Origin of the sequence: Bacillus cereus group sp. BceL291 (assembly GCF_051776705.1) — a bacterium.
Taxonomy (GTDB): domain Bacteria; phylum Bacillota; class Bacilli; order Bacillales; family Bacillaceae_G; genus Bacillus_A; species Bacillus_A cereus.
Genome location: NZ_JBPWAP010000006.1, coordinates 1 through 23,476 on the forward strand (window position 1 = coordinate 1; position 23,476 = coordinate 23,476).

A 23,476-nucleotide genomic window follows, 5' to 3' on the forward strand; every position below is an offset into this window, starting at 1 on the left:
ATTGTTGTGTGTAATTTGTACATCGTTTTAGAAAAGCTTCCAGACCATTCTGTTTATATTGGTTTACCCAATTCAAAATGATTGTGTCACTTATACCGAGCGATCTACCCATTTCTCGATAACTTTCATTTCCGTTCAAATAACGTAGAACGATTTGTATTTTTTCATCAGCTGTAAATTTAGCCATAGAAAAACTGCACCTCCAATTGTTAGACTGTGTCTAACAATTGGGGTGCAGTTCAAAAGGGGTGCTCTTTTAATATTAAATGAATAAATTCTTTATTGTTTTGGACAAGCTGTTTTTTATCATTTAGTATTCATTTTCCATTACTATCTGTCAATGGCACCATTTTTTGACTGATTGGATGTTGAGATTTTGGTATATTTAATTTCCTTTAAACTTGCACCTCTAGATTCATGGGAGTTTTTTTCCTCTACTTTCGTAACTTCAAACCTTTTAGTTGTAGTATTGTTTACTCCCTTACTGTTCACTCTACATACAGTAACAAACAAATCTTTAATTGGAGGTCTTTCATTTTTAAGTGGACTTATACCAGCAAAAGCAAATCGGTCTTTCAATGATAATGGACTTGAAATAGGGGGATATGCTCTGAGAATCTTGTTAATTTTACAGAGTCTCCAAGGGAAGTTACTTTTCCAATTTGGCCTGCTCCTTTATTTTCAATTCATCCTAAACCAAACTCCATAAAAATATTTGTTCCCCATTGCACCCATATCTGCTAGTGGCATAACTTGCTTCGTAACTTCAGTATTTGTTCTTATTCGGTCAATCTCTTCAATTTGTTCTAATAGTTCTAGTTCAACTACATCTGTTGAAGCGATCCTTAATTGAAATTCGATATGAAAAGCTTCATTCTTATCATTAAGAGCTATCAATTCCTTACTAGAAATATTTGATACATTGAAATATTCTTACATGGTATAATTTTCTTGATGATTTTGGAACTAGAAGGGGTTTAAATGATGGGAAACTTTCAAAGTAATTTTCAAACGGCTACACAAATTGCTACACAAATGAAAAATGCATCGGATACAATTCAAGGTGCGACAAATCGTTCTATAGCAAAGGCGAGCCGTACTACACTATCTGTTAATGCTCAGGCGCAAGAAGCGAATCAACAAATGCTAGATTTGACTAGACAATTTTGTGGGGCCTTTCAACAAGCAATTGATAATATTCATTTAGTAGCTAAGGATTTTGAAAGAATGGATAACGAACTACAAAAGACATTTCGCTAATGTGGCAACCTACGGTAAAGGGAGAAGGGTAGGGAGAATAAGATGAGTCAAGATGTAGAAAAGCAAATAAATGAACTTAATCATGAATTACGGATAGTATTTGAAAAACAGGATCGAAATCAAACGGAGATTCAAATCCAGGGACAAGCAGAAATGGACTTTCACGAATTGAGAAATCGAAATAATCGTTTATTTAATAGGATTTTAGAAACATGGCATGGTGATAAAGATGTTTCTCATTTTTTTATGAATAAGCTTCAAGAGTCGCAACATATTGAGCGGAAATTAACATTGGAATTGGAAAATCAAAAAGAAACATTACTTAAAGAAAGGCGCAATCTTATTGATTTAGAAACCGACCTTACCTATCGGCAACAGCGATTAAAAAGGGAGGACAAAGCATGAGTTTAAATATGTATTTAGGGGAAGTACAAAATCAGACCCAAAGCATGAATGCTGTATGTGTCACTACTATCCAAGCTATGGAGCAAGCAATCCAATCAATTGATACCTTTGCAACTGATACAGTTTTACAAGGGCAAACATATAGTAGTGCAAAAATATTTTTTGTCCAAACTTTTCGTCCTTTAGCACAAGGTATCATTTATTTATGTGAAGAATTAATCCGTCAAAATGATGCATTTCCAAGCGATTTTCAATCACAAGTTGCTTCCACAGATGTCATTGAACAAGAAATAAGAGAGCAAATTCAAGAAATTAATCGAATGGTCGCAAGTATAGAAGCGATTAGTATTACTACAGTATTGCCTGGAATAGATGCCATGGTTATTGTTTTAGTCGAGATGAGAAAAAAACTGCAAGAAAAATTAGAGCATCTATATGAATTTAACTATACGTCTAGTAATAACTACAACACAGCTCTTCAACTTGTGGCTAGTATTACTGCCGGCCTTGCTGAAGTCCAAAGTGGAAAAGGATTTAGTCCTGTAAGTGGTACGTTTAGTACACAAGGATTAAATATGGATTGGACCGTTTCGATCCAAGAAATTGCTGATGAAAGAAAACGTCAAGTTGATAATCTTTTAAAGGAAGGATCAATAGAAGAGGGAGCGGTGTGCAAGAAACCTCCTGAAAAATCTACTTCTGAAAAAATTATAGATGGTATTTTAGCAGGGACGGGTCAAGCAGTTGAAGATACAATAGATGGTGTTGTGGCACTTGGTAAATGGGAAACATGGGAGAACATGGGGTACGCTTTTACTCATTTAAATGAAACCTTACCTGCTATGTGGAACACATTATCAGATTCGTTTATTAGTGATGTAATAAATGGAGACGCTGAAAGTCGTGCTAAGTGGGGAAGTTATGCTTTTACACAAATTGGACTTGGACTTATTGGTGATAAGGGGATAAGTAAAGTCACTACATTAGCAAAAGGTGCAAAATTCTCTACAGGAGTGTCTTCTTTCGCAAATAAATTGCCACTGACGGATCGGTTGGCATTTGCAGGTGCAAGTGGATTTGGAAGCAATCAAATAAAAACATTTGAAGTCTTACAAAAAGCTCGTGAAACATTTATGTTTTCTACGACTGGTAGAAAAAGTAGAGTTAAGGATGTACAAGATGTAATTCAGGAATATGCAGATAAAGTACTTGATAGGGTAACTGTAGAAAAGGAATATCCTAATTCTTATACGGCATCTCAAGTGTTACGTGAAGAACTAAAAGATGCTGGAATTGATCCGCCTCCATACCATAATGCCGCACATCATATTGTACCGTGGAACGATGGTAGGGCTGTGGAAATACAAAAATTAATGAAAGAGTTTGAAATAGATCCTAACTCTGCTGCTAACGGAGTATTTTTACCTGGATATCGAGCAATAGATAGTAAATATGTAACTACGGAGGCAATGCATATAGGTAATCATGGACCTGAGTATATAGAATTAGTATATAATACGTTGACAGAGATTAAAGAGTTTGGTGGTACTCAAGCTGATGCTGTTGCAGCGCTCCAAACAATCAGAGAAGGATTATTAGATGGCAGTATAAAACTAAATCAACCAAAGTAATAAAAATTGAGTAAGTAACAGATCCTGTAGGAGGGAAAGTATGAAGATTTGGGAATTAAAAAGTAAGTTTAATAACTATGAGTCTTTCCAGTTATTAAATTTTGAAGAAGATCACAAAAAATATATTGATGGAAAAATAAATTCAGTAACTCATTTAGCAAATTCATGGGGAAATATATATATAGAGTGTATTGAAGGAGATATTCATAGTGATTTCCCTAAATTTTGGGGAGGAACTGGTGCTCCAATGATTAGTGAAAAAGCCAAGCAAGTACTTGAACCTTTAATAGGTGATAATGTTGAATTTTTACCACTCTTACGCAATTCAACTAGTGAGGTATATTACTTGGTCCACGTGTTGAATGTATTAGATGCGATTGATGGTGATAAAGCAATCTTTAAAAAACTGATTACAGGCCTTATAGTAGGTTGTGAAAAGTTCGCATTTGATTTTAATATAGTTCAAAATGAAATGATTTTTAAAGTTTACATAAATGGAAAAATTCATCCGACGGTTGTCTTTATTTCAGACGAGTTGAAGGCTCTTATTGAACAAAGTGAATTAAAAGGTTTTGAATTTATTGAAGTATGGGATTCGGAAGAGGGTGCCTAAATAATCTAATTTAATTAGATTAGTAATGTGAACCCATATCTAATAGGGTAAAAAATAAAAAGCTTAAGCACATTGAAATGAACTCGAATATTAGTACATGGTACATGATAAAAACATCACCTGAATTCGCATTCTAATCTTTCTCGTTTTATTTTTTTGCAACGATGAATGAGGAAGAATGCTTATCATGTTTTAAATTAAAAGTATATTGGCTAACGTAAAGAATACCAATCATTTACTTCTCCCATCAGCACAAGTAAATGATTGGTACTTCTTGTTAATATCGCTAAGTATTAGCTACGAGCAGAATACTTTATTTCATTCTTTTTTCCCTTACAGTTTGATCTTGTAATCGCTGTTATTCTTTTATTAGTCGATGAACAATTACACGGGTTGGGATTTTATCAGTCATTCCTACATAAGCGTTAGATATTTTGCAGGTTTGTCCAGTCTGAAAAGAGCTTATGAAACCATCCATTATTCACGTTCTTCTTCATATATTTGTACCACAATTATTTTTTTGCTGTTAAAACTAGTTTTTAAGCAGCATATGCTTTAGCAACTGCAGAAATTCTGTATCACTTTTATCATCTTTTATATAATCCTGTTCGTAGTTAAAAATCATTCGTACTAACATAAAAGCTGTAAGTGGTAATGGTACCTTATGCAAAGCTCCTTGCTGATAACCTTTTTCGAGCAAATTACTTATCATGTTAATTGCTTCTTCTTCAGATTGTTTAAAACAAGTTGTAATTTCAGGTGAATGGTACTCTTTATATTCTTGAAAGAGTGTAGAAACAAACGGATCTTGATGATATTCTAGGCTGATATAATGAAGAATTTTTTGTATTCGAAGTAAAACATCTTTTTCTTCTTTATATAAATTAAATAATTGTGAGCGTTTGAGCTGAATATGACGCATATAGCAGTCACATAATATTTCAGTTTTATCTGTATAGTAATAATAAATAGTACCTTTACCAACTTTAGCTGTCTTTGCAATTTCATCAACCGTTGTGTTACGGACACCACGCGTAGAGAACAGTATTGTGGCAGATTGAATGATTTTCATCTTTTTATTTTCTTTTTCTAATTTGATCATTGTCTACACCCTATCCTTGAAATATTTAGCGAAGTTTTTTGTCTTTACATTTTGTATCAGTTTATTTGTAATTTTGTAACTCCTAATAGAAAGTCCTTTATTTGCTTCTTATAGAATAACATACACCATTTTTATTTCTAGTATATAACTATAATAGAATGCACCTTTATAACCTAGGGATAAAGGTGGAAGTTTGAGGTAATAATTTTTATAATCGGACGATGAGAATTCAAATGAAAGGGGACAGTGACTTCTTTCTCAATTGAATTATTTGATTTTTTATTCAATTCATTTTATTATATAAACATGACTAAAAGATGTTTTTAGTCGGATTTTTTTACGAAAAACCGACTGATATTTGATTTTAGTCGGTTTCTATACTATTTGAGAGAAGGTAGACACTATGTGTGGAATTGCAGGGTGGATAGACTGGTCTAAAGACCTGTCTCATGAACAAGAAACGTTAAAAAAAATGACAGATGCTATCATTCACCGAGGGCCTGATGCAGAGGGACATTGGTTTTCAAAACGAGCGGCATTAGGTCATCGGCGTCTCATCGTCATTGATCCTGAAGGTGGCCTTCAACCTATGCTCTATAAAGATGGAAATGATACAATTGGCCTTACGTTCAATGGAGAGATTTATAATTATCAGGAATTACGTAAAGAACTTGAGGAGAAAGGTCATGAATTTCAGACCAAGTCGGATACAGAGGTATTACTACATGCTTACTTAGAATGGCAAGAAGATTGTGTTCAACACTTAAATGGGATTTTTGCTTTTGGTATTTGGGATGAAAGATTTGGGAAATTGATGCTTGGTCGTGACCATCTAGGCGTGAAGCCTTTATTTTTCGCTCAAAGGGGAAGCGCAATTCTCTTTGGTTCAGAGTTAAAAGTTTTACTTTCACATCCACTTGTAGATGCTGAGGTAGATGAAGAAGGACTTTCTGAAATATTCTGCCTTGGACCAACACGTACTCCTGGTCATGCTATTTTCAAGGATATACATGAAGTGCGTGCGGGCCATTATATGACGTTTACCTCTAATGGCTCGACTACGACACAGTATTGGAAACTTGAAAGTAAAGAACATGTAGATGATATTGATACAACAGTCGAGACAATCCGCTCCATTTTACAAGATACAGTTAAACGTCAGTTAATTGCTGATAAACCAGTGGTATCTATGCTTTCCGGAGGTTTAGATTCCAGTGGTTTAACAGGTTTAGCAGGAAACGAATTTGGGAATAAAGGGGAACGTCTTCATACATATTCTCTGAATTTCATCAATGATGAAAAAGACTTTGAGCAAGACTTCCTTCGTTTTGATCGTGATGAACCTTGGGTGAAACGTGTAGCTGAATATGTAGGAACAAAGCATCATTCTATAGAGTTAGGATCAGATAGTTTAATAGAGTATTTATTAACTCCAATGCGAGCGCGTGATCTACCTGGAGTTGGAGAACTAGAAACGTCTCTTTATTTGTTATTTAAGGAAATGAAAAAAGATGCAACAGTTGCACTTTCAGGCGAATCCGCAGATGAAGTATTCTCAGGATATCCATGGTTCCATCAAGAGAAGTTTCTAGATGCAGAGATATTCCCTTGGAGTGTTAATTTATGGTATAGTACAGAGATTTTATCAGAGAATTTTAAAGCGAAGATTAGCCCTGAAAAATATCAAAAACAAAAATTTGAAGATGCGGTTGCTGAAATTCCCTTTTTAGAAGGTGAAAGTGATCTGCAAATGAAGCAACGTCAAATGTCTTACATGTTTATTACACGTTTCTTGCCATTTATGCTAGAACGAAAAGATCGCACAAGTATGATGAATGGCTTTGAAGTACGAGTTCCATTTTGCGATTACCGGCTTGTAGAATACTTATGGAATGTCCCATTCGAAATGAAAAGCATAGACAATATTGAAAAAGGTATTTTACGTAGAGCTTTTGAAAATGTACTTCCAGAAGATGTGCGTTATCGCAAAAAAAGTGCATATCCAAGCACTAAGGATGCCTCTTATCTACAAGGTATTAGTGATTGGATGGTACATGTGTTGAACAATCCTGAATCACCTATTTTGCCATTAATTAATGTAGAAAGAGTTCGTGCTATTGCAGAAGGAAAAGACGAAGTAATTTCAGGTAATGATGCAAGAGGTATAATAGATTATTTACTTCAAGTTAATAGTTGGCTTCAGGAATATAATATTAAATTAGTATGGTAGATGTAATTTTCAAATAAAGAGAATAGCTGAAACATTAATGACCTAAGTAAACCGCATTTCCAATGGATTAGATAGTTATCTAATAATTGGAGATGCGGTTTTATAAAAAATAATAATATGTTTATAAATGTAAAACCTACGGAAATTTTTCCTGTGGGTTTTTTAAGTAGTTTTTAAGAAATTATGAGTGTTTTTTATTTTGTATTTCAATAAGTTCATCTTGTACCATTTTTATATAATATTCTTTTTCTGTTAGTTCAAATATAAATAATGCTTTTTTCCAGTTATAAACAACATCTTCTACATTGTGTTGTTTAATCTTTAATAAACACTGACCTTTTAAATAGAATAGTTCACCTAATAGGTATAAAGTATTTAGATTAATTGCTAATTTGATGCCCCTATCAATGTATTTTATTGCCTCTTCATGTTGATATGTGAAGTCTAAACATTTTGCTAAATTGAAAATGATTTTTAATTTAATTTCTTTATCTCTAGGAAGATCTAGCTTATTAAAATTGGTTAAACATCTTTTTAATATCGTAATACTTTTTTCATATTCTTTGTTTTCTCCATGAAATATAGCCATTGTCTGCATAATATGTATTTCTCTTTCTGATAAAAAATCAGAATTGGTTAAAGTTAGTTTTAATGCATGATTTAAAAGAGTTAAAGCAGTTTTTGTTGATCTATTTACCTCAAATATAGCGATTGCTTCATGCCATATTAGAAATTGTTTCTCTTCTTTTGTTTGAAAATTATTTAAATTTTTCTCTTTTTTTACTATTTCATAAAGTTCTTTATATTGTTTTTGTTTTAAGCAATCTTTTATTACATATTTTACATTTTCTGTATATTTTAATATTTTGTTTTGAGTTAGTGCAAATATATGATTCGGATCAATGCCAAGTCTTTCTGATAATTGATATAACAAAATGCTAGATGGATAAATCACACCTTTTTCAATCTTGCTAATTTGACTTTGTGAACATATTCCATGACACAATTCGGATTGTGATATGTTTTTTTTTATTCTAAGTTCTTTAATGGTAATACCCAAATCGTTAAATTCCATTTTTTCACCTACTATTTAGCACTGTATTAGTATAAGAGTTTTCTCTAATTTTTAATGTAATGTAAAATTACTATAGTTGCAATTGTTATTTGTTTTAAAGGACTTACCGTTTCCAGGGGATGGTGAGGCTTTTATTATGCACAAAAAAAAGACACCCTAAGGTGTCTTCCTCCGACTTAAACCACGTTCATTTAGTATAAACTTATCCGTATTATCCCTTTGTTATACGTGTAAACACATTCTATAAAACAGAAGCGTCTATATACACCAGATTGTTAGTTCACAAAGTACAAGAGATTTGAGATCAGTATTAGAGTGACGCCACACCTTCTATAATGATTGATATGTTACGCCTTTCAAAAGAATCTGCTTTATAGAATGTATCTACATTTATTATTTTACTATATGTAATATTTATTTAGTGTAATTTTTACAGATATGTATAATTGCATAAAGTTTATGAAAAAATCAGAGTATAATTTGGATTGTGTAATAAAGATAAGGCCCACCTACGGAAATAGGTGGGTTTTTTGTTGGGTATTACTATCTCATTGCACACAAGGGAATTGCTATTGAAACCATAGCATATTTTTATAGCTCTTATATTGAGAAATAAAGAAAAGGCACTCTAAGGTGCCTTTTCTAATAGTTTTTTAGCAGAAGCAACTGCATCCAATAATGATTAAAAGTATAAAGAGTACAACGAGTAAAGCAAAGCCTCCAGCAAAACCGCAGCCTTCGCCGCAACTACCACCATATCCCATAATAATAGTTCCTCCTTTAGATAAGAGAAAAAGACTAGGGGTCATTCCATGTGTTTTAATGGGTTCACTTTACTTTATGTTTTTACGTATGAATTGAGCAGGTCCTTTTGAAAATAAGGGAGAGATCATTTAATGTGCTTCCCCGGAATATTGATTACCCATTTTCTAAAAAACAAACTATCTAATTATATAAATAATTATATAATATAATGTATTAATCCTAATAGAAGGGAGGATTAGCCATGCAATTAGTTTGTTTTAAATTAGTAAATGGTCAATACTTTTTAGTTGTAGAAGGTATCGAGATTCCTGCGCCAATTCCAGCATTTGCTGCAGCTTTATTAATTGGTTTAGGAGTAATCCCACTTTGTTCTTAATGTAAAGAATTCCAAACAGCTCTACCTTTCAATTGATAAACCCTTAAGCATATGAATGCTTGGGGGTTTTTATAATAAAAAAGAAAAGACGCCATAAGGCGTCCCCACAAATAGGTAGATAAGACTTTAGTTTTCCAATCTAAAGAAATTTTGTATCAGCTCTTTGAAAGTATATCATAATATCTGATTGATTTATTATGCATTATTACATACTTCTCTCAAACCCTCTAGTTTTTATTTGATAAAATAGAATCCTAATATTACTAAAAATCAAATAAATATTTCTAAAAACCCTAAATATTTAAAAGGGTAATAAAAGTGATACATTTAAGGTGCAAATTATAAAAATTTGAAAGGGGGAATAAGCAGTATTAAAAAAACTATTATAAGCGGTGGACATTTATACAGGTTATATGAACTTGAATTTTGTTAAAAATATACTCATTTAAGGGTATTTTTTCTGACTTGGACTAACGTAATTTTAATAATATGAATGATGGAGGCAGATCCCAATAGGGGCATAATGAAACGAAATACCAACATCGCTTTAGGTATCCTATCATGTAGTGAAATCTTATTATTTAAATGAATTGTTTTACTGGATTCAAAGGATTGAAAAGCGTATTTAAAACTGTAATACCTTTGCAGAGATAATAAAGGTATTTAATTAAAGCACCTGTTGACTAAAGTAGTTTTTCAACAGATTACTAATTTAGGGTGAACTCTTTAATATAATGATACCGGGGCATTTGTCTATTGGGTTTTCAGAAAGATTTAAAATCGTATATCTAAAAAATATAAACATATATATTTTAAGAGAACTGAGTTTAAAATTATAAAGATAAATGTGCTGGGTTTACTGACACATTGATAACCAAAAAACAAACTATTCAAGGCCAGTGCAATCAGATACTACAATTCTAATAGTCACGTTAATTATTTCTCACTTGTGGGGGGAATGTAGTGTTTTGAAATGTATCTGTTTTTGTTTCCCTATATGAACTATTATATCAACGGGCTCCTTACTGAAATAATGAAGAATCATCACTTGTTTATTCTGATTTCTGGAAAAGTTTTAATAGATTCATGCTGAACAAACATACTTTTTAGAAAGAGGAGAGATTATTGATGGATAGTCAATTACTATATCAACAGCAAAAAGGAGAAAAGGCACTTGTGATTGGTGCTGGTATTGCAGGCTTGCTTACTGCACGTGTGCTTTCCAGTTATTTTGAGACAGTAATAGTTGTTGAAAAAGATGAGTTACCTCAAAAACCATCTGAACGTCCAGGTACACCCCAAGACTTTCATCCACATCGTGTATTACCACGCGGAGAAATAATTATGAACCGTTTCTTTCCTGGATATGTTGATGATTTATTAAATCTAGGGGCCCATAATGTCAAGAATGATAAAATGATTCGATTTTCTCCGTATGGGGCACTGGAACTAGTTATAGAACGAAAAGGTGCAGCAAGCAGTCGAGCAGTGTTAGAATGGACAATCCGCCAACGTGTGCAAGAAATTCCTAATGTACATTTTTATTCAAAGCAAGAAGTCACAGGTCTTTTAACTTCGTCTGATCACAAGCGTGTTATTGGAATTCATATTCAAGAACGAGACGAATTAAAAACAAAGCGAACTGTGTTAACCGATTTGGTAGTTGACACATGTGGTCGTCAATCTAAACTCAATAAATGGCTTACATCTATGGGATATGATGTTCCAGAACCAGAACGTTTAAAGGTGAATTTTGGATATAGCACGAGATATTATAAAGTACCTTCACATATCAAAGAGAAATTGAGTGCAATTTCTGAAGGAGATCCTGCTAAAAACGTTGGTGCTGTAGGGTTATTATATATTGAAGATAACATAGCTCAAGCGCTACTATTTGTTGCTGGAGGTACGCATTATCCACCAACCAATTCAAAAGAATATGAAAAAGAGCTGGATTCATTAGTTACCCCTATGATGAGGGAGTTAATTAAAGAGTTAGAACCAATTAGTGTCCCAAGAGGATTTAGAGCACGTGAGTCAACTCGTCAACATTTTGAACAAATGGAAAATTGGCCATCTGGATTATTAGTGTTAGGTGATGCTTTTTGTAACTTTGATCCCATTTATGGGCAAGGAATGACCGTAGCCGCCATTGAAGCTGAAATGTTAGATACTTGTTTAAAAGAACATTCTACTCATAAACCTGGATTCGAACGCAAGGTGCTGCAACGTATGCAACAAGCTATTGAACCGGCATGGTGGCTGAGTTCAATTGCGGATTTACGTTGGAAAGGTGTTGAACATGTAGGAGCTGTTCCACTAAAAGGTGTGAAATTTGCACAGAAATATTTTGATTTATACCTTAAACAAGCTGTAAAGCAAGCGAATGAGGGGAATTCATCCATGCTCCAAAAATATATAATGATGAATGGGCTAGTTCATTCGCCTCATGATATCATTAACTCAGATATGTTAAGGATGTTAATCAATGGAGATGAGTCTTTAGAAGAGAATGAACTTTTGAACGAACTTGGAGAAGTAGATAAGAAACCAATGCAAGAAAGAATAAATGAATTAATCCCTTCTTTTTCATTAGCTTTTGAGAATAGCATTCCAAATTTGTTCTCATCCATTTCAATTTCTAATGTCAAATGAGGAAAAGAAACATTGCTCTAATTAGGGCAATGTTTCTTTTATTAGATAAGCAGTATTTAATCAACTACTTTTTCAATTGTTGGCATTATAGCGATTGGTGGTAAAGAGTAAGTCCAAGCAGCAGCGTATACGTTTAATTTTTCACCTAATTTGTAGTTTTCACCATTGGATACAGGTACTCTTAAAATTTTATTTTGGGAAACTAGCTCCCACCAATTATGCTGATAATAAAGTGCTTCTTCTTTCGTAAAAGTATCAGCAACAATTAAGTAATTATCGTCTGCTGAAATAACATAGCCCGTGAAAGGTATTTGTATTCGTACCTGTTCCTCCTTAATTGGAGAAGTGTTATTGGCAGTATCCGCAGAAGCAGGTGTTAAGCCAAAAGTAAATCCGCACCCTAATGTTAATGTTGTAACTACTGTTAATAATTTTTGTTTTTTTGAAAACATAATAGAAAGCCTCCTTAAATTTTATTACCACACCAACACCATTCTATTCATTTAGATATAAAGCCTTTCTGTATTCAAATATTTAACAATTTTGTAATAAATAAAACAAAATTGTAAGTGATATGTATTTTTTAGAGTGATTTATGATATAATTCACTAGGTAAAGTATTTTCGTGGTTCATCTCTATATAGTTTTTTACCCTACTTACTCTGTAAAATATTATTGGTGAAGAGAGAATGTTTTCTCTCTTCTTTTTTTATTTGACATTAATAATATCGTTAATAAAGGATGTTTAATATTTTTTAGGCTATTTTGTTGTTGGTAATTAGTTTTGGTACGTATAATAAAATATGGTTTGATTAAGAGATTTAGTCTTGACGTACAGAATTTGCAAAATGTTAGTGTTCCGTCTTTATTTACATCAAATGTTAAATGTATTCTAATTTTAAATGAATTCAACATAATATTTTGTATCTATAATCCCAAAGGAAACTTTACATGGAAATGAAATTTTTCCTGCAGAAGCAGCCTGCATACAAGAAATTACCCAAGATTCCAATTCTAAAGGCAAGCGGTATACTTTAATATTACCATCACTGTTTTTTACAGTTACAATCGGTGTATTTACTCTGGTTGTAGCAAAATCTTCCGTTGTTATCATTCTTACTGCATTATTAGTGTGAAAACCAGTGTTTATAACTTCATAAATCTGTCCATCTTTCTCTTTAATAACCATAGGTATATTTAAATAGGGATAGTTTTTAATATCATTATGAATAATTGCTCCTACTGCATTCTTTCTTATTTGAACCTCTTGCATTCTTTTATGCTCCTTTATAATGATTTAAACATGTTTACGTAAATTTATTTTATTTTACATCTATATCTAAAGCTACTTTGCTCATTAAAGGGTTAGGGTCAATTCCTATTGTGCATTCGATCTGTGTTTTTTCATATATTTCACGTTTAAATTTCAACGCAAATTCATAGGGATCGTTAGTAAATAAATGAATGCTATCCGTAATATCCATGAAGAACTCGTCGATGGAATATTGGTGAAAATCTTCAATAGGAACGTACTGCAAAGCTAACTTTGTTATGTAATTAGAGCATTTAATGTATGTTCCCATAATCGGATTTACAACAAGAATGTCTTTTCTGCAAGGAATCTCGTATAATCTGGCCATCTTCTTTACACCCAATGCTTGTAATGGGGGAGTGGCAGCTAATACGAAAGAACCGTTTCTATTTACATCACCGACTACTGCCAATTGTGTATACATAGGATCTAACCCCATTTTGATGCAACTTATAGAAGCGTAAAAGCTACGTAAATCAACACATAAGATGATTCTATTCGGTAAGATAGAATAGTCATACACTGCTATTCCTTCCTAAATAAAAGAACGTTTGTTCTTACAATATACGAGCTTGTGTTCTTTTATAAAGAGGTTTTGTTTTAAAATAATTTTTTCAGATATTCTTCTTGTGGGAGCAGCAGTTCTAACAACAATCAGTAATAGGGGGCGTGACATATGTCCATCAAGCTAAAATTTTAACATACCCACAAAAAGAAAATTTTTATCTCTCTACACCAATTTATGACAAATCATTTTTTTCATTTTTAGGATAATGAATTTCTTAACTTGATGGCAATGACCTAACATTAAAGTGTATGGGTAATTTCTATTAATTAATATATTTAATTTAATAAATATAAAATTGAAGCATAGGTGTATGATAAACGTATGTAATATCCTTCATTATGTCCATAAATGTGCCCTGGATTTATTAGTATTTTTTTGTTAAAACCATACTAAATAAAGGCCGCAATAAAATTAAAGGTAAAATGAACAGAATATTCAAAATTATATATATCAACTTATTTAAAGGTTAATCTAATGTAAAACCATGATACCATGGTTTTACATTAGATATAGATAATTTTGGAAAAGGGGAAGATTCTATGAATGTTCAACTAGAAAATGAACAAATAACAAAATTATTAAACGACTGGTATCAATCCATGTTAAAACAACAATTAGTTAAAGCAAAACAATTAAAAGAGTATATAGAAAATGAAATTAACAATGTCAAGGAAAATCAAAACGTACTCTTATATTATTCTTTATTAGATTTTAGATACAAAGCATTAACAGATTGGATAAGTATTAACGAAAGCAGTTTTGATGAAATGGATAATTTCACAACTCCAGCAGATGACTTCCTAGCTTATTATTATCACTTCTTTAAAGCATTCCATTCTACTTTAACATCCAATTACACTGAAGCAAGTGAACACTATGAAAAAGCTAAAGAACTATTAATACACATTCCTGATCCAATAGAACATGCTGAATTTAATTATCGAATGGGGTATTTTTATTATCAAATCTATAAACAAGTAATAGCTCTTGATTATATAAAATTAGCTAAAGAAGAATTTTTAAAACATGAAGGTTATGAAATAAATGTAGCACTATGTGACAATTTTATAGGTCTGTGTTGTATTGATTTAAAACATTTCGAATTAGCTGAGGAGTCATTTAATAAGGCACTAGACACATTCCAAAAAAATAACCATAAAAATTCTATCCTTATGGTAAGACATAATTTAGCTTGGTTATATTCAAAACAAAATTTATCTAAACTCGCGATTCGTCATGTATCTGAAGTAACAAAGAACAATCCAAACCATTTCAAAGCATTTTTCGTAGAAGCATATGAATACTATAAGATAAATGACCATAATTACAGCGATCAACTAATTCAAAAAGGATTAAAACTTAGTAACGATTTTAACAATCAAGAATTCCAACATCGTTTTAAAATTTTAAGAGCCCTCAACAACAATGTCCCTACATTAACTTTAGAAATATTTATTTCAGAAGGTATTACTTATTTCAAACAAGAAAAACTATGGGAATGCGTAAAAGAATATGCTGATATCTTAGCTCTAAAGTTTTATGAAGAAAATAACCATAACAAAGCAAGTCAATATTTTTATATGAGCAATACAGCTCAAAAAAATGAATTAGAAAAAGGAGCGTTAAAATAATGAAAAAAATCTATCTAACTATACTTGGAATATCTTTAATTAGTATCCTATCGTTAGGGTTAAACGACTCTTTTAAAAATCAAGCTGTAAATATAGGAGACGGTGGAGGTGCACCAGCAAGACCAGATTATTTATTACAAACACACGCTGACTTATAAGAAAAAACACCTTCATTCTTGAAGGTGTTTTTTTATAATCTGATTTTTAAATAAATGAAAAACGGAATATATCAAAGTTCTCTAAGCTAACATTATATTCCAATTATTAGAAAAATATTAAAAATTTTCATTTTTTGTTCTATTATGGAGGTGAGGAGAAATTATACTTATAAGGGAGCTGTATTAGTTTGAAAAAATTTTTAGGATTAGTTTTTGTCGTAGTTATATTAGCTTTTGGAGTTTTTCAACCATACTCACTAAATTTAGAAAAAGTTTTTGCACAAGATAATACTAGTAACAATATTAATAATAATACCAAAGAAAAAAAGATCGATTGTGTACCTTGTAAAAAACCAGAAAATCTTTCGAAAAACGAAACAAATAAATTTGCTGACGAACAAATTTTGGACAAAGTAAAAAAACAATTAACTGATCTTAAACAAAACAAATTAAGTATTTATTCCACAGCAGATTTTGAATGGAAAGAAGCTGTTAAAGTCGATTATAAAGAGAATAAAACATCGGCTATCATAATTCCTTCAAAAGAAAACCCTAAATCTAATGATACAAAACAATATCTAACTGTAGGATTTAACGAATCTGAAAGTAAGTTTGCAGACCCTACATTTTTAGAGTTGAAAACACCAAATAATGGTGATACGATTCTTTTAACAGTAAAAACATTAGATGGTGAAAATGTAGGGACTTTAGACCTAAATTCAAAAGATGGAAAACTTAATCAGATGAAATTATTCACTGATGGAAAAAGTGAATCAATCTTAAAAGAAAACAATGCAAAAGCAGGTTACTGGGAAGATGTTCAACGTTGTATTAAAAACAACTGGAAAACTATGCCTCAATGGGCTTGCGAAGGTGCATGTGGAGGATGTTTATTTGCTAGTCCATATGCATGTGGTGGTTGTCTTGGATGTCTAGCTGGTTACGCAATTGGTTGCGCTGCTAGTCAAATATAAAAAGAAGGGTGTGATTCCTCAAATGGAAATGTCTAAAGGAATACTGTTTTATAGACTAACATTGATTATTGCTTGTTTCGCAGTAGTTGCCTTCACATATCCATCTGAATTCTCTAAATTCGCATTAATCGCAGGTATTGTTGGTATTTTTATTACACTAGATAAAATAATAGCAAAAGATAACAAAAAAAGAGTTTATCTCCTCGTATCATTACTCTTTTTAATCGGATTTGCTATAACCTTCTACTACACATTCTTATAAAAATACTTTACAATAGGCGATACTTCAAAAAAAAAGAATCCTGATTTTTAAAGGATTCTTTTTTTGCTCTCCTTCTCTTTTCCCCCCTTAACAAACCAGATTAGCTAGCCAAAACAGGATATGCGAAGGATAGGGGGCAAAGCTGGGGTGTGGAAAGCCTTTTGACTATGTGTAATTATTTCACTGCCTCTTTAAATTCTTTTCCTGCTTTAAAAGCAGGTGCCTTTGAAGCCGCGATTTGCATTTCTTCACCTGTTTGTGGGTTACGTCCCGTACGTGCAGATCTTTCACGTACTTCAAATGTACCAAAGCCAAGAATCTGTACTTTATCTCCATTTGCTAACGCATTTGTGATTGTATCTAATAACGCTTGTGTTGCTGCTGCAGCATCTTTTTGTGTAAGTTCAGCTTTTTCTGCAACTACTTTTGTTAATTCTGTTTTATTCATTTTCTGCACCTCTTTATATGTAATTAGGTGACTATTATAACGTGTGATTACTTATGATGCAATTATACTGTACATAGAGCCATAGCAAGAGCACAAGAGGACAATGTCTGTGTAAAGGCATAAGAAGGATATTAATTATCGCTTTAAACTCTGTTCATATTTCTTTACATCTTCCATGGTTTTAAATATTAACACATCAAAAATTCCTTTTTCATTCCCACATACGACAACAAAACCATCTGTTGCTTCCAGAACTCTACCAACGCCACCATCTGTAAGTGCAATACTGGTGAGATGTTTTACGTTCAGTTTTTCTTCTTTTTGAATGTAAGTAGTTATGGGGGTTCCTACAGGAAATGCGTCTTTGATCTCTTTTGTTGTATATGTGCCATCATCTATTGATTGAGTTTTAGTTGTAATAGAATCAGTTTGAGTGGCACATCCTGTTGAACATATTAAAAGAATGCCAGTAATAATACTTACACATGCTGTTTTTACCATTCACAAAATCCTCCTATAACTGTTCGTATTGTCAACCCATTTAGGGTAACAAATTATATATACGAAGTTTGTTGGTTTATGTGAGTCGTAAATTAACAAAGATACAGGTATTTTGCCAGAATGTGTTTCAAGCAAAAGAAAAGACACCCAAAGGTGCCTTCCTGCGACTGGAACCATCGTAATATGGTATTGGGTGCCAACCCGATTATTATTTTACCACATTAAATAATTTTGGTTGTTGAGAAATATAATTTAAATCTATATGTTGTTTATTTTTGCTTCGTTAGCTTTTTTGTAGTGGATTCTTCAATCTGTTCAGGTGTACTTTTAATTTCATCGGTAATTGCTATCTTGCTACCCGGGTGCACACAATAACAGTATTTCTTGCACCAGAACCAACAAAAATAATTAAATATAAAAAATAGTTAAAGGTCAAAATATATATTATTATATTAGTAATTATAAATATAAGGTGGCATCTGGAAGGGAATAGTTATAAATGAAAACAATAAAGGGGAAGTTATTTCTTAGCATTGATATTATAGGTTGTATCCTTTGGATTATAATGCTTATTATAAGTCTTGTTAATTTTAGAACATGGGTACACCTTTATTTATTTCCATTCGACAATATATAACAATATATAAATTAATAATTTGTTATTATATATACGGATTTATTTACATTAGGAGGAATGAACAACTATGTTTAAAAGATTAGCAGTATTACTTATTGGTGCCCTATTATTATTCGGTTTAGCTGCTTGTGACAGCGTTAAATCAATGATAAGTAATGTCACAGTTGGTAAGGTAATTGAAGAATTTAAAGCCGCAGGATTAGAAGCTGAAAATCCTAGTGACCTACCAGAAAAAGAATTTGGAAATACTAGAAAAGAAGCAAAGCGCATTCTTGTTCCAGCATTAGGTGAAGATAGTGGCGGTCGAATATTTGAGTTTAAAAACAAAGAAGATCTTGAAAAAGCTAAGAAATACTATGATGATTTAGGCAATGGTAATCAAATGCTATTTTCTCATACTTACGCAAAAGGTAACTTTCTTATACAAATGAACGGTGATATGGAAGATGCCCAATTTAACAAATATAAAGAGGTTATGGACAAAGTAATTAAGTAAGTTAAAGAATCCGCTTTCATTTTTCTGAAGATATGTTAGAATTATTTTTGGATGAAAGTCCAATACATATTATTAAAATTAAAGTGGTTATCAAGTCGGAGGAAGGCACCTTAGGGTGTCTTTTTTTTTGGAAAGATATTTATTGCAGCCATACAGTGGGGGGAAAGATATGATTTATTAAATGGAAAGTTCCTACATATTCATACAGGTCCCGGTAAACAGCATGATCGAACCTATGGTTCTCTGTGTGCTCCATCTGTGGAACCAAATGATTTATGTATCCGTGATTTAGGGTATTTTCATTTAAAAGATCTTCAACATATACAAGATAAAAAGGCTTACTATATCTCTCGTATTAAATCTAATACACGTATTTATCAAAAAATTGCAAACCAGATTATTTTCAGGATGGAACAATAAAGAAAGGTACAGAGTATATACAGCTAGATATGGAGGTATTAATGAGCCCTCTCCACCTAGGACAAACATATGAAATATCCGATGCTATGTAGGTATGATTGATAAGTACCAACCCGTGTAATCGTTCATCGACTTACAGATGAACAACAACAAAAACGAGTACGTGATCAAGCTATACGAGAAGAAACAGTCTTTGATATATTAGGTGTCGTTTATAATTGTACTATGTCTGATAATCAAGCGGCTTAATTCAAAAAAGGAAACCCTTTAGGGTTTATTTTGTATGCAAACCTTTAAAATCCCTATGCATAGACTTTAGCAAAAAGAAACAGCCTCTACTATAATTGATGTTGTATGAGCTTAGCTTGATAGCGATGGGGTAGCACTAACAAAATGTTCTTTTTTCTTCAAATCTTTTATTACTTCACTTAAATAATATCTTAAGAGGAATTAGTGGGGAAAATGATGTTTCTAGTTAATTTATTTTTAAATGGAAAAAGTTTATGTGTATTTTTATATTTAGTTTTCTTTTTAGTGTTTCTTTGGATAATTTAGTTAAAGGAGATGTAAAGTTCATTGAAGAAGAACTTCATAAATCAAATTTTTTAAGTGGAAGTATATTATTTAGGTATTAACGATCATACTTCTGGTTTCTATTGTACCTGTATTTTGAATTGACAACTAAGGATAGGTAATACATAAATATTTATAATTAAGGAGGGGAATAATTTGACAATCAATCAAATGTTTCAATTAGGTGCTTCATTTTTATTGTTTATTTTTTCAACATTGATTAGTTGGTATCAAGGTAGTAATTTAATAGATTTTCCTGATGAATGGAAGTACACAGCTAAGTTTACAAATTATTTTAAAGGGCCTGTCTCGAATTATAAAGATATTTATCAAGTAGATTTTTTTATATATGCAGCTAAATTTTATCCTGGTTGGGTAATTATTATGATAATAAGTTTTATTTATATGATATTACTACTTGTTTATATAATATATAAAAGGAAAAATACTGAAATATAAGAAAATTATGTTATTAAACATTTAATAATGGTATTATATTCTTGTATAAACAAAAACAAGGGGGATATAAATATGTTTAAAAAGGTATTAAGTGTTGTCGCAGTATCAATAATTTCTTTATTTTCGTTTTCATCTATCTCTGTATATGCAGAAGAAATGCCAACAGAATTGAGAAGTAACGCAGTTCAAGAAGTACAACAAATTCAATATTTTGATGCAAATGATAATCCGATTTTTCCTTATGCTGGTTTAGATTCGAATTTATATAGTAATAGCATTGCGACTAATGCATATATGGATTTTGGTGCAGCAAATTTTTCGAATTATGTATGGATACGCGGAGGACAAGCTTTTTTAAATCCACAAGATATAGAATTTGAAAGAGTAAATAGACCTAAATCAGTATCTATTTATGCATATACCTCAGGTGGGTCTTATATGGGTAAAGGTGTGGTTGGTGAAGGAACTGGATGGGCTTTGATTCCATGGAGACATTTACCGAGAGGAGAATTTTATACATTTAAATTTGTTAGTGAATCAGGGCAACTTGTTCAAATTAAGCATGGAACTGTTTATTACGGTTAATAAACTAATATTCAATAAAAAAAAGAATCTTTTAGTTGAAAGATTCTTTTTTATTTTTAAAGATAATGATTAATATAATTTTAATATATTGATGAATATTATATTCACTTGGAGTTAACATAACGTTCTATTATCGGTAGCAAGGAAAAGGAGGAATCCTTATGAGAGTACGGGTTCCTCCTTTTTTGTTCTAGGGATCTATGCATTTTTTTATACATTCCTATTCTGGTGCAAGTTTTTTAAAGGAACAGATAATCCCATTGCATAATTGTCTATGTATGAAATTGTCAAATATCACTGTAATTTTTCTGCAAAAAGTTATAATTCATGTTGAATTAAAAAAATCATAAAAACGTTATTCTTTCTAGTATCTTTTTAGAAAGAATAACGTTTTTTACACTTCTTATATTCCTAAGCTCTAACACTTCAATTCAGGAATGTGCAAATGGTTTTTTAATAAGTTCCAAGCCTCATCTAGAATCGGTTTTGGTGGTATGTAAATAATTGTTCCATCCCGACCTCTTGTTAAAATAACTCTATACGCATTGAGCTTAATTTGGAACGGATCTTCAACACCCCATTGATAGTGCTGCCCCTTCCAAGTCCCATTCTGTAGATATAGATCATCATCCCAATGAACAAGCGTCATATCTAGTTCAAGTCCCTGTGTTTGGAATTCAGTTGAGCTATAGTTAAGCGTCCTACAATAGTACTGGGATTCGGGATAGTTAAAGTATTGAGCGATTTTACTAGGGCGTTCATATCGTTCATCTCTTGGTAGAACAGGGACTTCTTTTTGATGATCAGCGCCACCAGCACAGACAACGCCAACTGTTTTTGTATCATCCTGATAAAGCTGATGTAAAGTGTGTTTGGCTTTGGCTAAATCACGCGTAATAAAAAGTTGATAATGTTCTTTTGGTAGCTTATGAATAAGCTGTTTTGTTTGTTCAAAATTAGCATCTAATAAAGTATTAATAGTTTCATAGTATTTTAAAGCTGCATGAGCACGGAAAGATGAGTTTAAATGTAGCTGAGAATGAGTTCTATAATGTGCTGCATTAGTAAATAAAGAATTAGGATGTTTAGAGTGAACAGTCACGTTTTTTCCAGCAATCGCATGATTCCACAGGGCGAGACCGCCTTCTTCTCCAGAATAGATCTCCTGTCCGTCTCCGATTAAGCCAATTGTTACACTCCACGGTTTATTGTTTGTTGTAACATTCATTATAATATCCGGTTCACTTAAGTTTTGAACTTCTCGATTTCTTCGAGTGAGTGATTGATCGACTTTTTTGTATCCCATGCTCGTTGGGCCTCATCAAAAATGATTATTTGTTCTTTTGGAATCATTCTCTTTTCGAGAAAATCCATTTTATAGCCATATAGACCTTGTACGAAGGTTCTATTTTTCAACGTATCTTGTAATACGTCTACTAATGGGCCGTTACCAGATAAATAAACTGCATTTTTCATCTCGTGTGCAATGGTCAGACCTAAATATGTTTTACCTGCTCCTGGCTCGCCAGATACTAAAATGAGATGATGGGTATTTGTATGTTGGGCTTCTTTAATGATTGAGCGTACAGTTTGTTGTACTGCTGGAAAGTTACTGCTTGATACAGCTTTAATATCAGGGAGCGGTTCATTATTTAAAATGGATCGAGCAGCTTCTAGCATAGAAGGTGAGGGTTCATAGACACCATTGATTACTTCCTCTAGCATTAAAGTTGGTGCTTCTGTTTTATTTAATATTCGTTTAATAATACTTTCCAATCCATCAACTGTTGAAAGGGTTACTTGATACTCTTTTTGGAAAACCCAGCGTTCGCCTTTGTAGTTTGTAAGCAGTAAAACACCAATGACTTGTATGTTAGATTGTTGAATAGCTGAGTGATAATGTTCAAGATCACGCATATAAAGAGATGTTTGGATATATTCAGAAGGTGAAACGCTATTATAACTTTTACATTCGAGAACTATTAAATAACCATTAATTAATAAAAGTACATCAGGACGACGACCGCCTCCGCGTAAAATCTCATATTCAAATATAAGTGATGCATCTAAATTAGAAAATCGATTAAATAAATCTTGTAGTTTATTATAACTATCAATCCATGCTCTCTTTTGAGAATCTATTTTTGGATCATTTGTATTGGTTTTATAAACATGATCTAACAATTGTTTAATAAAAAACTGTACATCTAATTGCTTAAATTGTTCAATAGTTCCAGCCCAGCCATAGTTCAAGATAAAGGCCCCCCTGAAGTGTAGTAGGATATATGTATATTTCTATTATACGAAATGATATAACTAGTTTGGAATAAGAAAAGAGTT

General features: G+C 32.1%; 24 protein-coding genes and 4 pseudogenes. 15 read left to right on the forward strand and 13 right to left on the reverse strand.

The features are described 5' to 3' along the window. From ACS2CR_RS06705 to ACS2CR_RS06715, 3 genes and pseudogenes are all read right to left on the reverse strand, one after another. Nucleotides 1-187 (reverse strand): transposase (locus ACS2CR_RS06705; RefSeq protein WP_325098796.1); only part of this gene is annotated, 187 nt, incomplete at its 3' end. Between the two features lie 344 nt (nucleotides 188-531). After that, nucleotides 532-728: pseudogene (locus tag ACS2CR_RS06710) on the reverse strand (hypothetical protein); the annotation flags it as partial. Next, entirely contained in the window at nucleotides 682-897 is a 216-nt protein-coding gene (locus ACS2CR_RS06715) for a hypothetical protein (RefSeq protein WP_153603151.1), read from the reverse strand. The pseudogene ACS2CR_RS06710 and the gene ACS2CR_RS06715, both read right to left, overlap by 47 nt. 84 nt (nucleotides 898-981) lie before the next feature. Between ACS2CR_RS06715 and ACS2CR_RS06720 the strand changes: the two genes are divergently transcribed. The 4 genes from ACS2CR_RS06720 to ACS2CR_RS06735 are packed head-to-tail and all read left to right on the forward strand — an operon-like array spanning nucleotide 982 to nucleotide 3,909. Next, entirely contained in the window at nucleotides 982-1,260 is a 279-nt protein-coding gene (locus tag ACS2CR_RS06720; protein ID WP_074790097.1) for a TIGR04197 family type VII secretion effector, read from the forward strand. A gap of 42 nt (nucleotides 1,261-1,302) precedes the next feature. Then, complete coding sequence (locus tag ACS2CR_RS06725) at nucleotides 1,303-1,665, forward strand: DUF3958 family protein (RefSeq protein WP_074790096.1); 363 nt, start codon at nucleotides 1,303-1,305, stop codon at nucleotides 1,663-1,665. Continuing rightward, nucleotides 1,662-3,296: an AHH domain-containing protein gene (locus ACS2CR_RS06730; RefSeq protein WP_153603150.1), complete on the forward strand. Its 1,635-nt coding sequence runs from the start codon at nucleotides 1,662-1,664 to the stop codon at nucleotides 3,294-3,296. The genes ACS2CR_RS06725 and ACS2CR_RS06730 overlap by 4 nt, the downstream gene beginning before the upstream one ends. Nucleotides 3,297-3,336: 40 nt before the next feature. Beyond that, the gene (locus ACS2CR_RS06735) at nucleotides 3,337-3,909 is read left to right on the forward strand and encodes an imm11 family protein (protein ID WP_016078296.1); all 573 of its coding nucleotides are present in this window, start codon (nucleotides 3,337-3,339) and stop codon (nucleotides 3,907-3,909) included. Between the two features lie 128 nt (nucleotides 3,910-4,037). Here ACS2CR_RS06735 and ACS2CR_RS06740 read toward each other — a convergent pair. Together ACS2CR_RS06740 and ACS2CR_RS06745 are read right to left on the reverse strand one after the other, a co-directional pair. Continuing rightward, nucleotides 4,038-4,387 (reverse strand): annotated as a pseudogene (locus tag ACS2CR_RS06740) (IS4 family transposase); the annotation flags it as partial. Between the two features lie 54 nt (nucleotides 4,388-4,441). Then, nucleotides 4,442-5,011 carry a TetR/AcrR family transcriptional regulator gene (locus tag ACS2CR_RS06745; RefSeq protein ID WP_000593069.1) on the reverse strand — a complete coding sequence of 190 codons (570 nt, stop codon included), beginning with the start codon at nucleotides 5,009-5,011 and terminating at the stop codon, nucleotides 4,442-4,444. A gap of 403 nt (nucleotides 5,012-5,414) precedes the next feature. On the opposite strand from ACS2CR_RS06745, the gene asnB reads away from it, so the two are divergent. Then, a complete protein-coding gene (gene asnB, locus ACS2CR_RS06750; protein ID WP_325839222.1) occupies nucleotides 5,415-7,241 on the forward strand; it encodes an asparagine synthase (glutamine-hydrolyzing) in 1,827 nt (608 codons plus the stop codon). 181 nt (nucleotides 7,242-7,422) lie between these two features. Here asnB and ACS2CR_RS06755 read toward each other — a convergent pair whose 3' ends face one another. Then, nucleotides 7,423-8,316, reverse strand: a complete 894-nt coding sequence (locus tag ACS2CR_RS06755; RefSeq protein ID WP_153602797.1) for a helix-turn-helix domain-containing protein — start codon at nucleotides 8,314-8,316, stop codon at nucleotides 7,423-7,425. A gap of 653 nt (nucleotides 8,317-8,969) precedes the next feature. Continuing rightward, on the reverse strand, nucleotides 8,970-9,080 hold the full coding sequence (locus tag ACS2CR_RS06760) for a YjcZ family sporulation protein (RefSeq protein WP_000540371.1): 111 nt from the start codon (nucleotides 9,078-9,080) through the stop codon (nucleotides 8,970-8,972). Between the two features lie 242 nt (nucleotides 9,081-9,322). Here ACS2CR_RS06760 and ACS2CR_RS06765 point away from each other — a divergent pair, with 242 nt between their 5' ends. Together ACS2CR_RS06765 and ACS2CR_RS06770 are read left to right on the forward strand one after the other, a co-directional pair. Then, nucleotides 9,323-9,457 (forward strand): hypothetical protein, encoded by a 135-nt coding sequence (locus ACS2CR_RS06765; RefSeq protein WP_001177694.1) that lies wholly within the window; start codon nucleotides 9,323-9,325, stop codon nucleotides 9,455-9,457. A gap of 1,128 nt (nucleotides 9,458-10,585) precedes the next feature. Next, entirely contained in the window at nucleotides 10,586-12,112 is a 1,527-nt protein-coding gene (locus ACS2CR_RS06770) for an FAD-dependent oxidoreductase (protein ID WP_153602796.1), read from the forward strand. Between the two features lie 56 nt (nucleotides 12,113-12,168). Here ACS2CR_RS06770 and ACS2CR_RS06775 read toward each other — a convergent pair whose 3' ends face one another. From ACS2CR_RS06775 to ACS2CR_RS06785, 3 genes and pseudogenes are all read right to left on the reverse strand, one after another. Further along, on the reverse strand, nucleotides 12,169-12,564 hold the full coding sequence (locus ACS2CR_RS06775) for a DUF3221 domain-containing protein (RefSeq protein ID WP_000491767.1): 396 nt from the start codon (nucleotides 12,562-12,564) through the stop codon (nucleotides 12,169-12,171). Nucleotides 12,565-13,010: 446 nt separating this feature from the next. Next, nucleotides 13,011-13,385, reverse strand: a complete 375-nt coding sequence (locus ACS2CR_RS06780) for a hypothetical protein (RefSeq protein ID WP_086406788.1) — start codon at nucleotides 13,383-13,385, stop codon at nucleotides 13,011-13,013. A 52-nt stretch (nucleotides 13,386-13,437) separates the two neighbouring features. Then, a pseudogene (locus ACS2CR_RS06785) lies at nucleotides 13,438-13,947 on the reverse strand (damage repair protein); the annotation flags it as partial. Between the two features lie 584 nt (nucleotides 13,948-14,531). On the opposite strand from ACS2CR_RS06785, the gene ACS2CR_RS06790 reads away from it, so the two are divergent. The 4 genes from ACS2CR_RS06790 (at nucleotide 14,532) to ACS2CR_RS06805 (ending at nucleotide 17,017) form a co-directional block, all read left to right on the forward strand. Further along, entirely contained in the window at nucleotides 14,532-15,623 is a 1,092-nt protein-coding gene (locus ACS2CR_RS06790) for a RapH N-terminal domain-containing protein (RefSeq protein ID WP_001102657.1), read from the forward strand. After that, nucleotides 15,623-15,781 (forward strand): Phr family secreted Rap phosphatase inhibitor, encoded by a 159-nt coding sequence (locus ACS2CR_RS06795; protein ID WP_000725639.1) that lies wholly within the window; start codon nucleotides 15,623-15,625, stop codon nucleotides 15,779-15,781. Before ACS2CR_RS06790 ends, ACS2CR_RS06795 begins: the two co-directional genes overlap by 1 nt. A 188-nt stretch (nucleotides 15,782-15,969) precedes the next feature. After that, a complete protein-coding gene (locus tag ACS2CR_RS06800) occupies nucleotides 15,970-16,755 on the forward strand; it encodes a hypothetical protein (RefSeq protein WP_098330110.1) in 786 nt (261 codons plus the stop codon). A 22-nt stretch (nucleotides 16,756-16,777) separates the two neighbouring features. Beyond that, the gene (locus tag ACS2CR_RS06805) at nucleotides 16,778-17,017 is read left to right on the forward strand and encodes a hypothetical protein (protein WP_002001785.1); all 240 of its coding nucleotides are present in this window, start codon (nucleotides 16,778-16,780) and stop codon (nucleotides 17,015-17,017) included. A gap of 175 nt (nucleotides 17,018-17,192) precedes the next feature. Here the strand turns inward: ACS2CR_RS06805 and ACS2CR_RS06810 are convergent, their stop codons facing one another. Together ACS2CR_RS06810 and ACS2CR_RS06815 are read right to left on the reverse strand one after the other, a co-directional pair. After that, the gene (locus tag ACS2CR_RS06810) at nucleotides 17,193-17,465 is read right to left on the reverse strand and encodes an HU family DNA-binding protein (RefSeq protein WP_079246479.1); all 273 of its coding nucleotides are present in this window, start codon (nucleotides 17,463-17,465) and stop codon (nucleotides 17,193-17,195) included. 135 nt (nucleotides 17,466-17,600) lie between these two features. Continuing rightward, nucleotides 17,601-17,966, reverse strand: coding sequence for a hypothetical protein (locus ACS2CR_RS06815; RefSeq protein ID WP_086406785.1), 366 nt, complete (start codon nucleotides 17,964-17,966; stop codon nucleotides 17,601-17,603). A gap of 704 nt (nucleotides 17,967-18,670) precedes the next feature. On the opposite strand from ACS2CR_RS06815, the gene ACS2CR_RS06820 reads away from it, so the two are divergent. From ACS2CR_RS06820 to ACS2CR_RS06835, 4 genes are all read left to right on the forward strand, one after another. Beyond that, complete coding sequence (locus ACS2CR_RS06820; protein WP_136804506.1) at nucleotides 18,671-19,099, forward strand: stress protein; 429 nt, start codon at nucleotides 18,671-18,673, stop codon at nucleotides 19,097-19,099. Between the two features lie 150 nt (nucleotides 19,100-19,249). Further along, nucleotides 19,250-19,519 (forward strand): transposase, encoded by a 270-nt coding sequence (locus ACS2CR_RS06825; RefSeq protein WP_438906060.1) that lies wholly within the window; start codon nucleotides 19,250-19,252, stop codon nucleotides 19,517-19,519. Between the two features lie 744 nt (nucleotides 19,520-20,263). After that, nucleotides 20,264-20,551 carry a YjdJ family protein gene (locus ACS2CR_RS06830; protein ID WP_153602798.1) on the forward strand — a complete coding sequence of 96 codons (288 nt, stop codon included), beginning with the start codon at nucleotides 20,264-20,266 and terminating at the stop codon, nucleotides 20,549-20,551. A gap of 72 nt (nucleotides 20,552-20,623) precedes the next feature. After that, entirely contained in the window at nucleotides 20,624-21,136 is a 513-nt protein-coding gene (locus tag ACS2CR_RS06835) for a hypothetical protein (RefSeq protein WP_086406783.1), read from the forward strand. 418 nt (nucleotides 21,137-21,554) lie between these two features. On the opposite strand, the pseudogene ACS2CR_RS06840 reads toward ACS2CR_RS06835, so the two are convergent. After that, nucleotides 21,555-23,389: pseudogene (locus ACS2CR_RS06840) on the reverse strand (DNA/RNA helicase domain-containing protein). Between the last annotated feature and the right edge of the window lie 87 nt (nucleotides 23,390-23,476).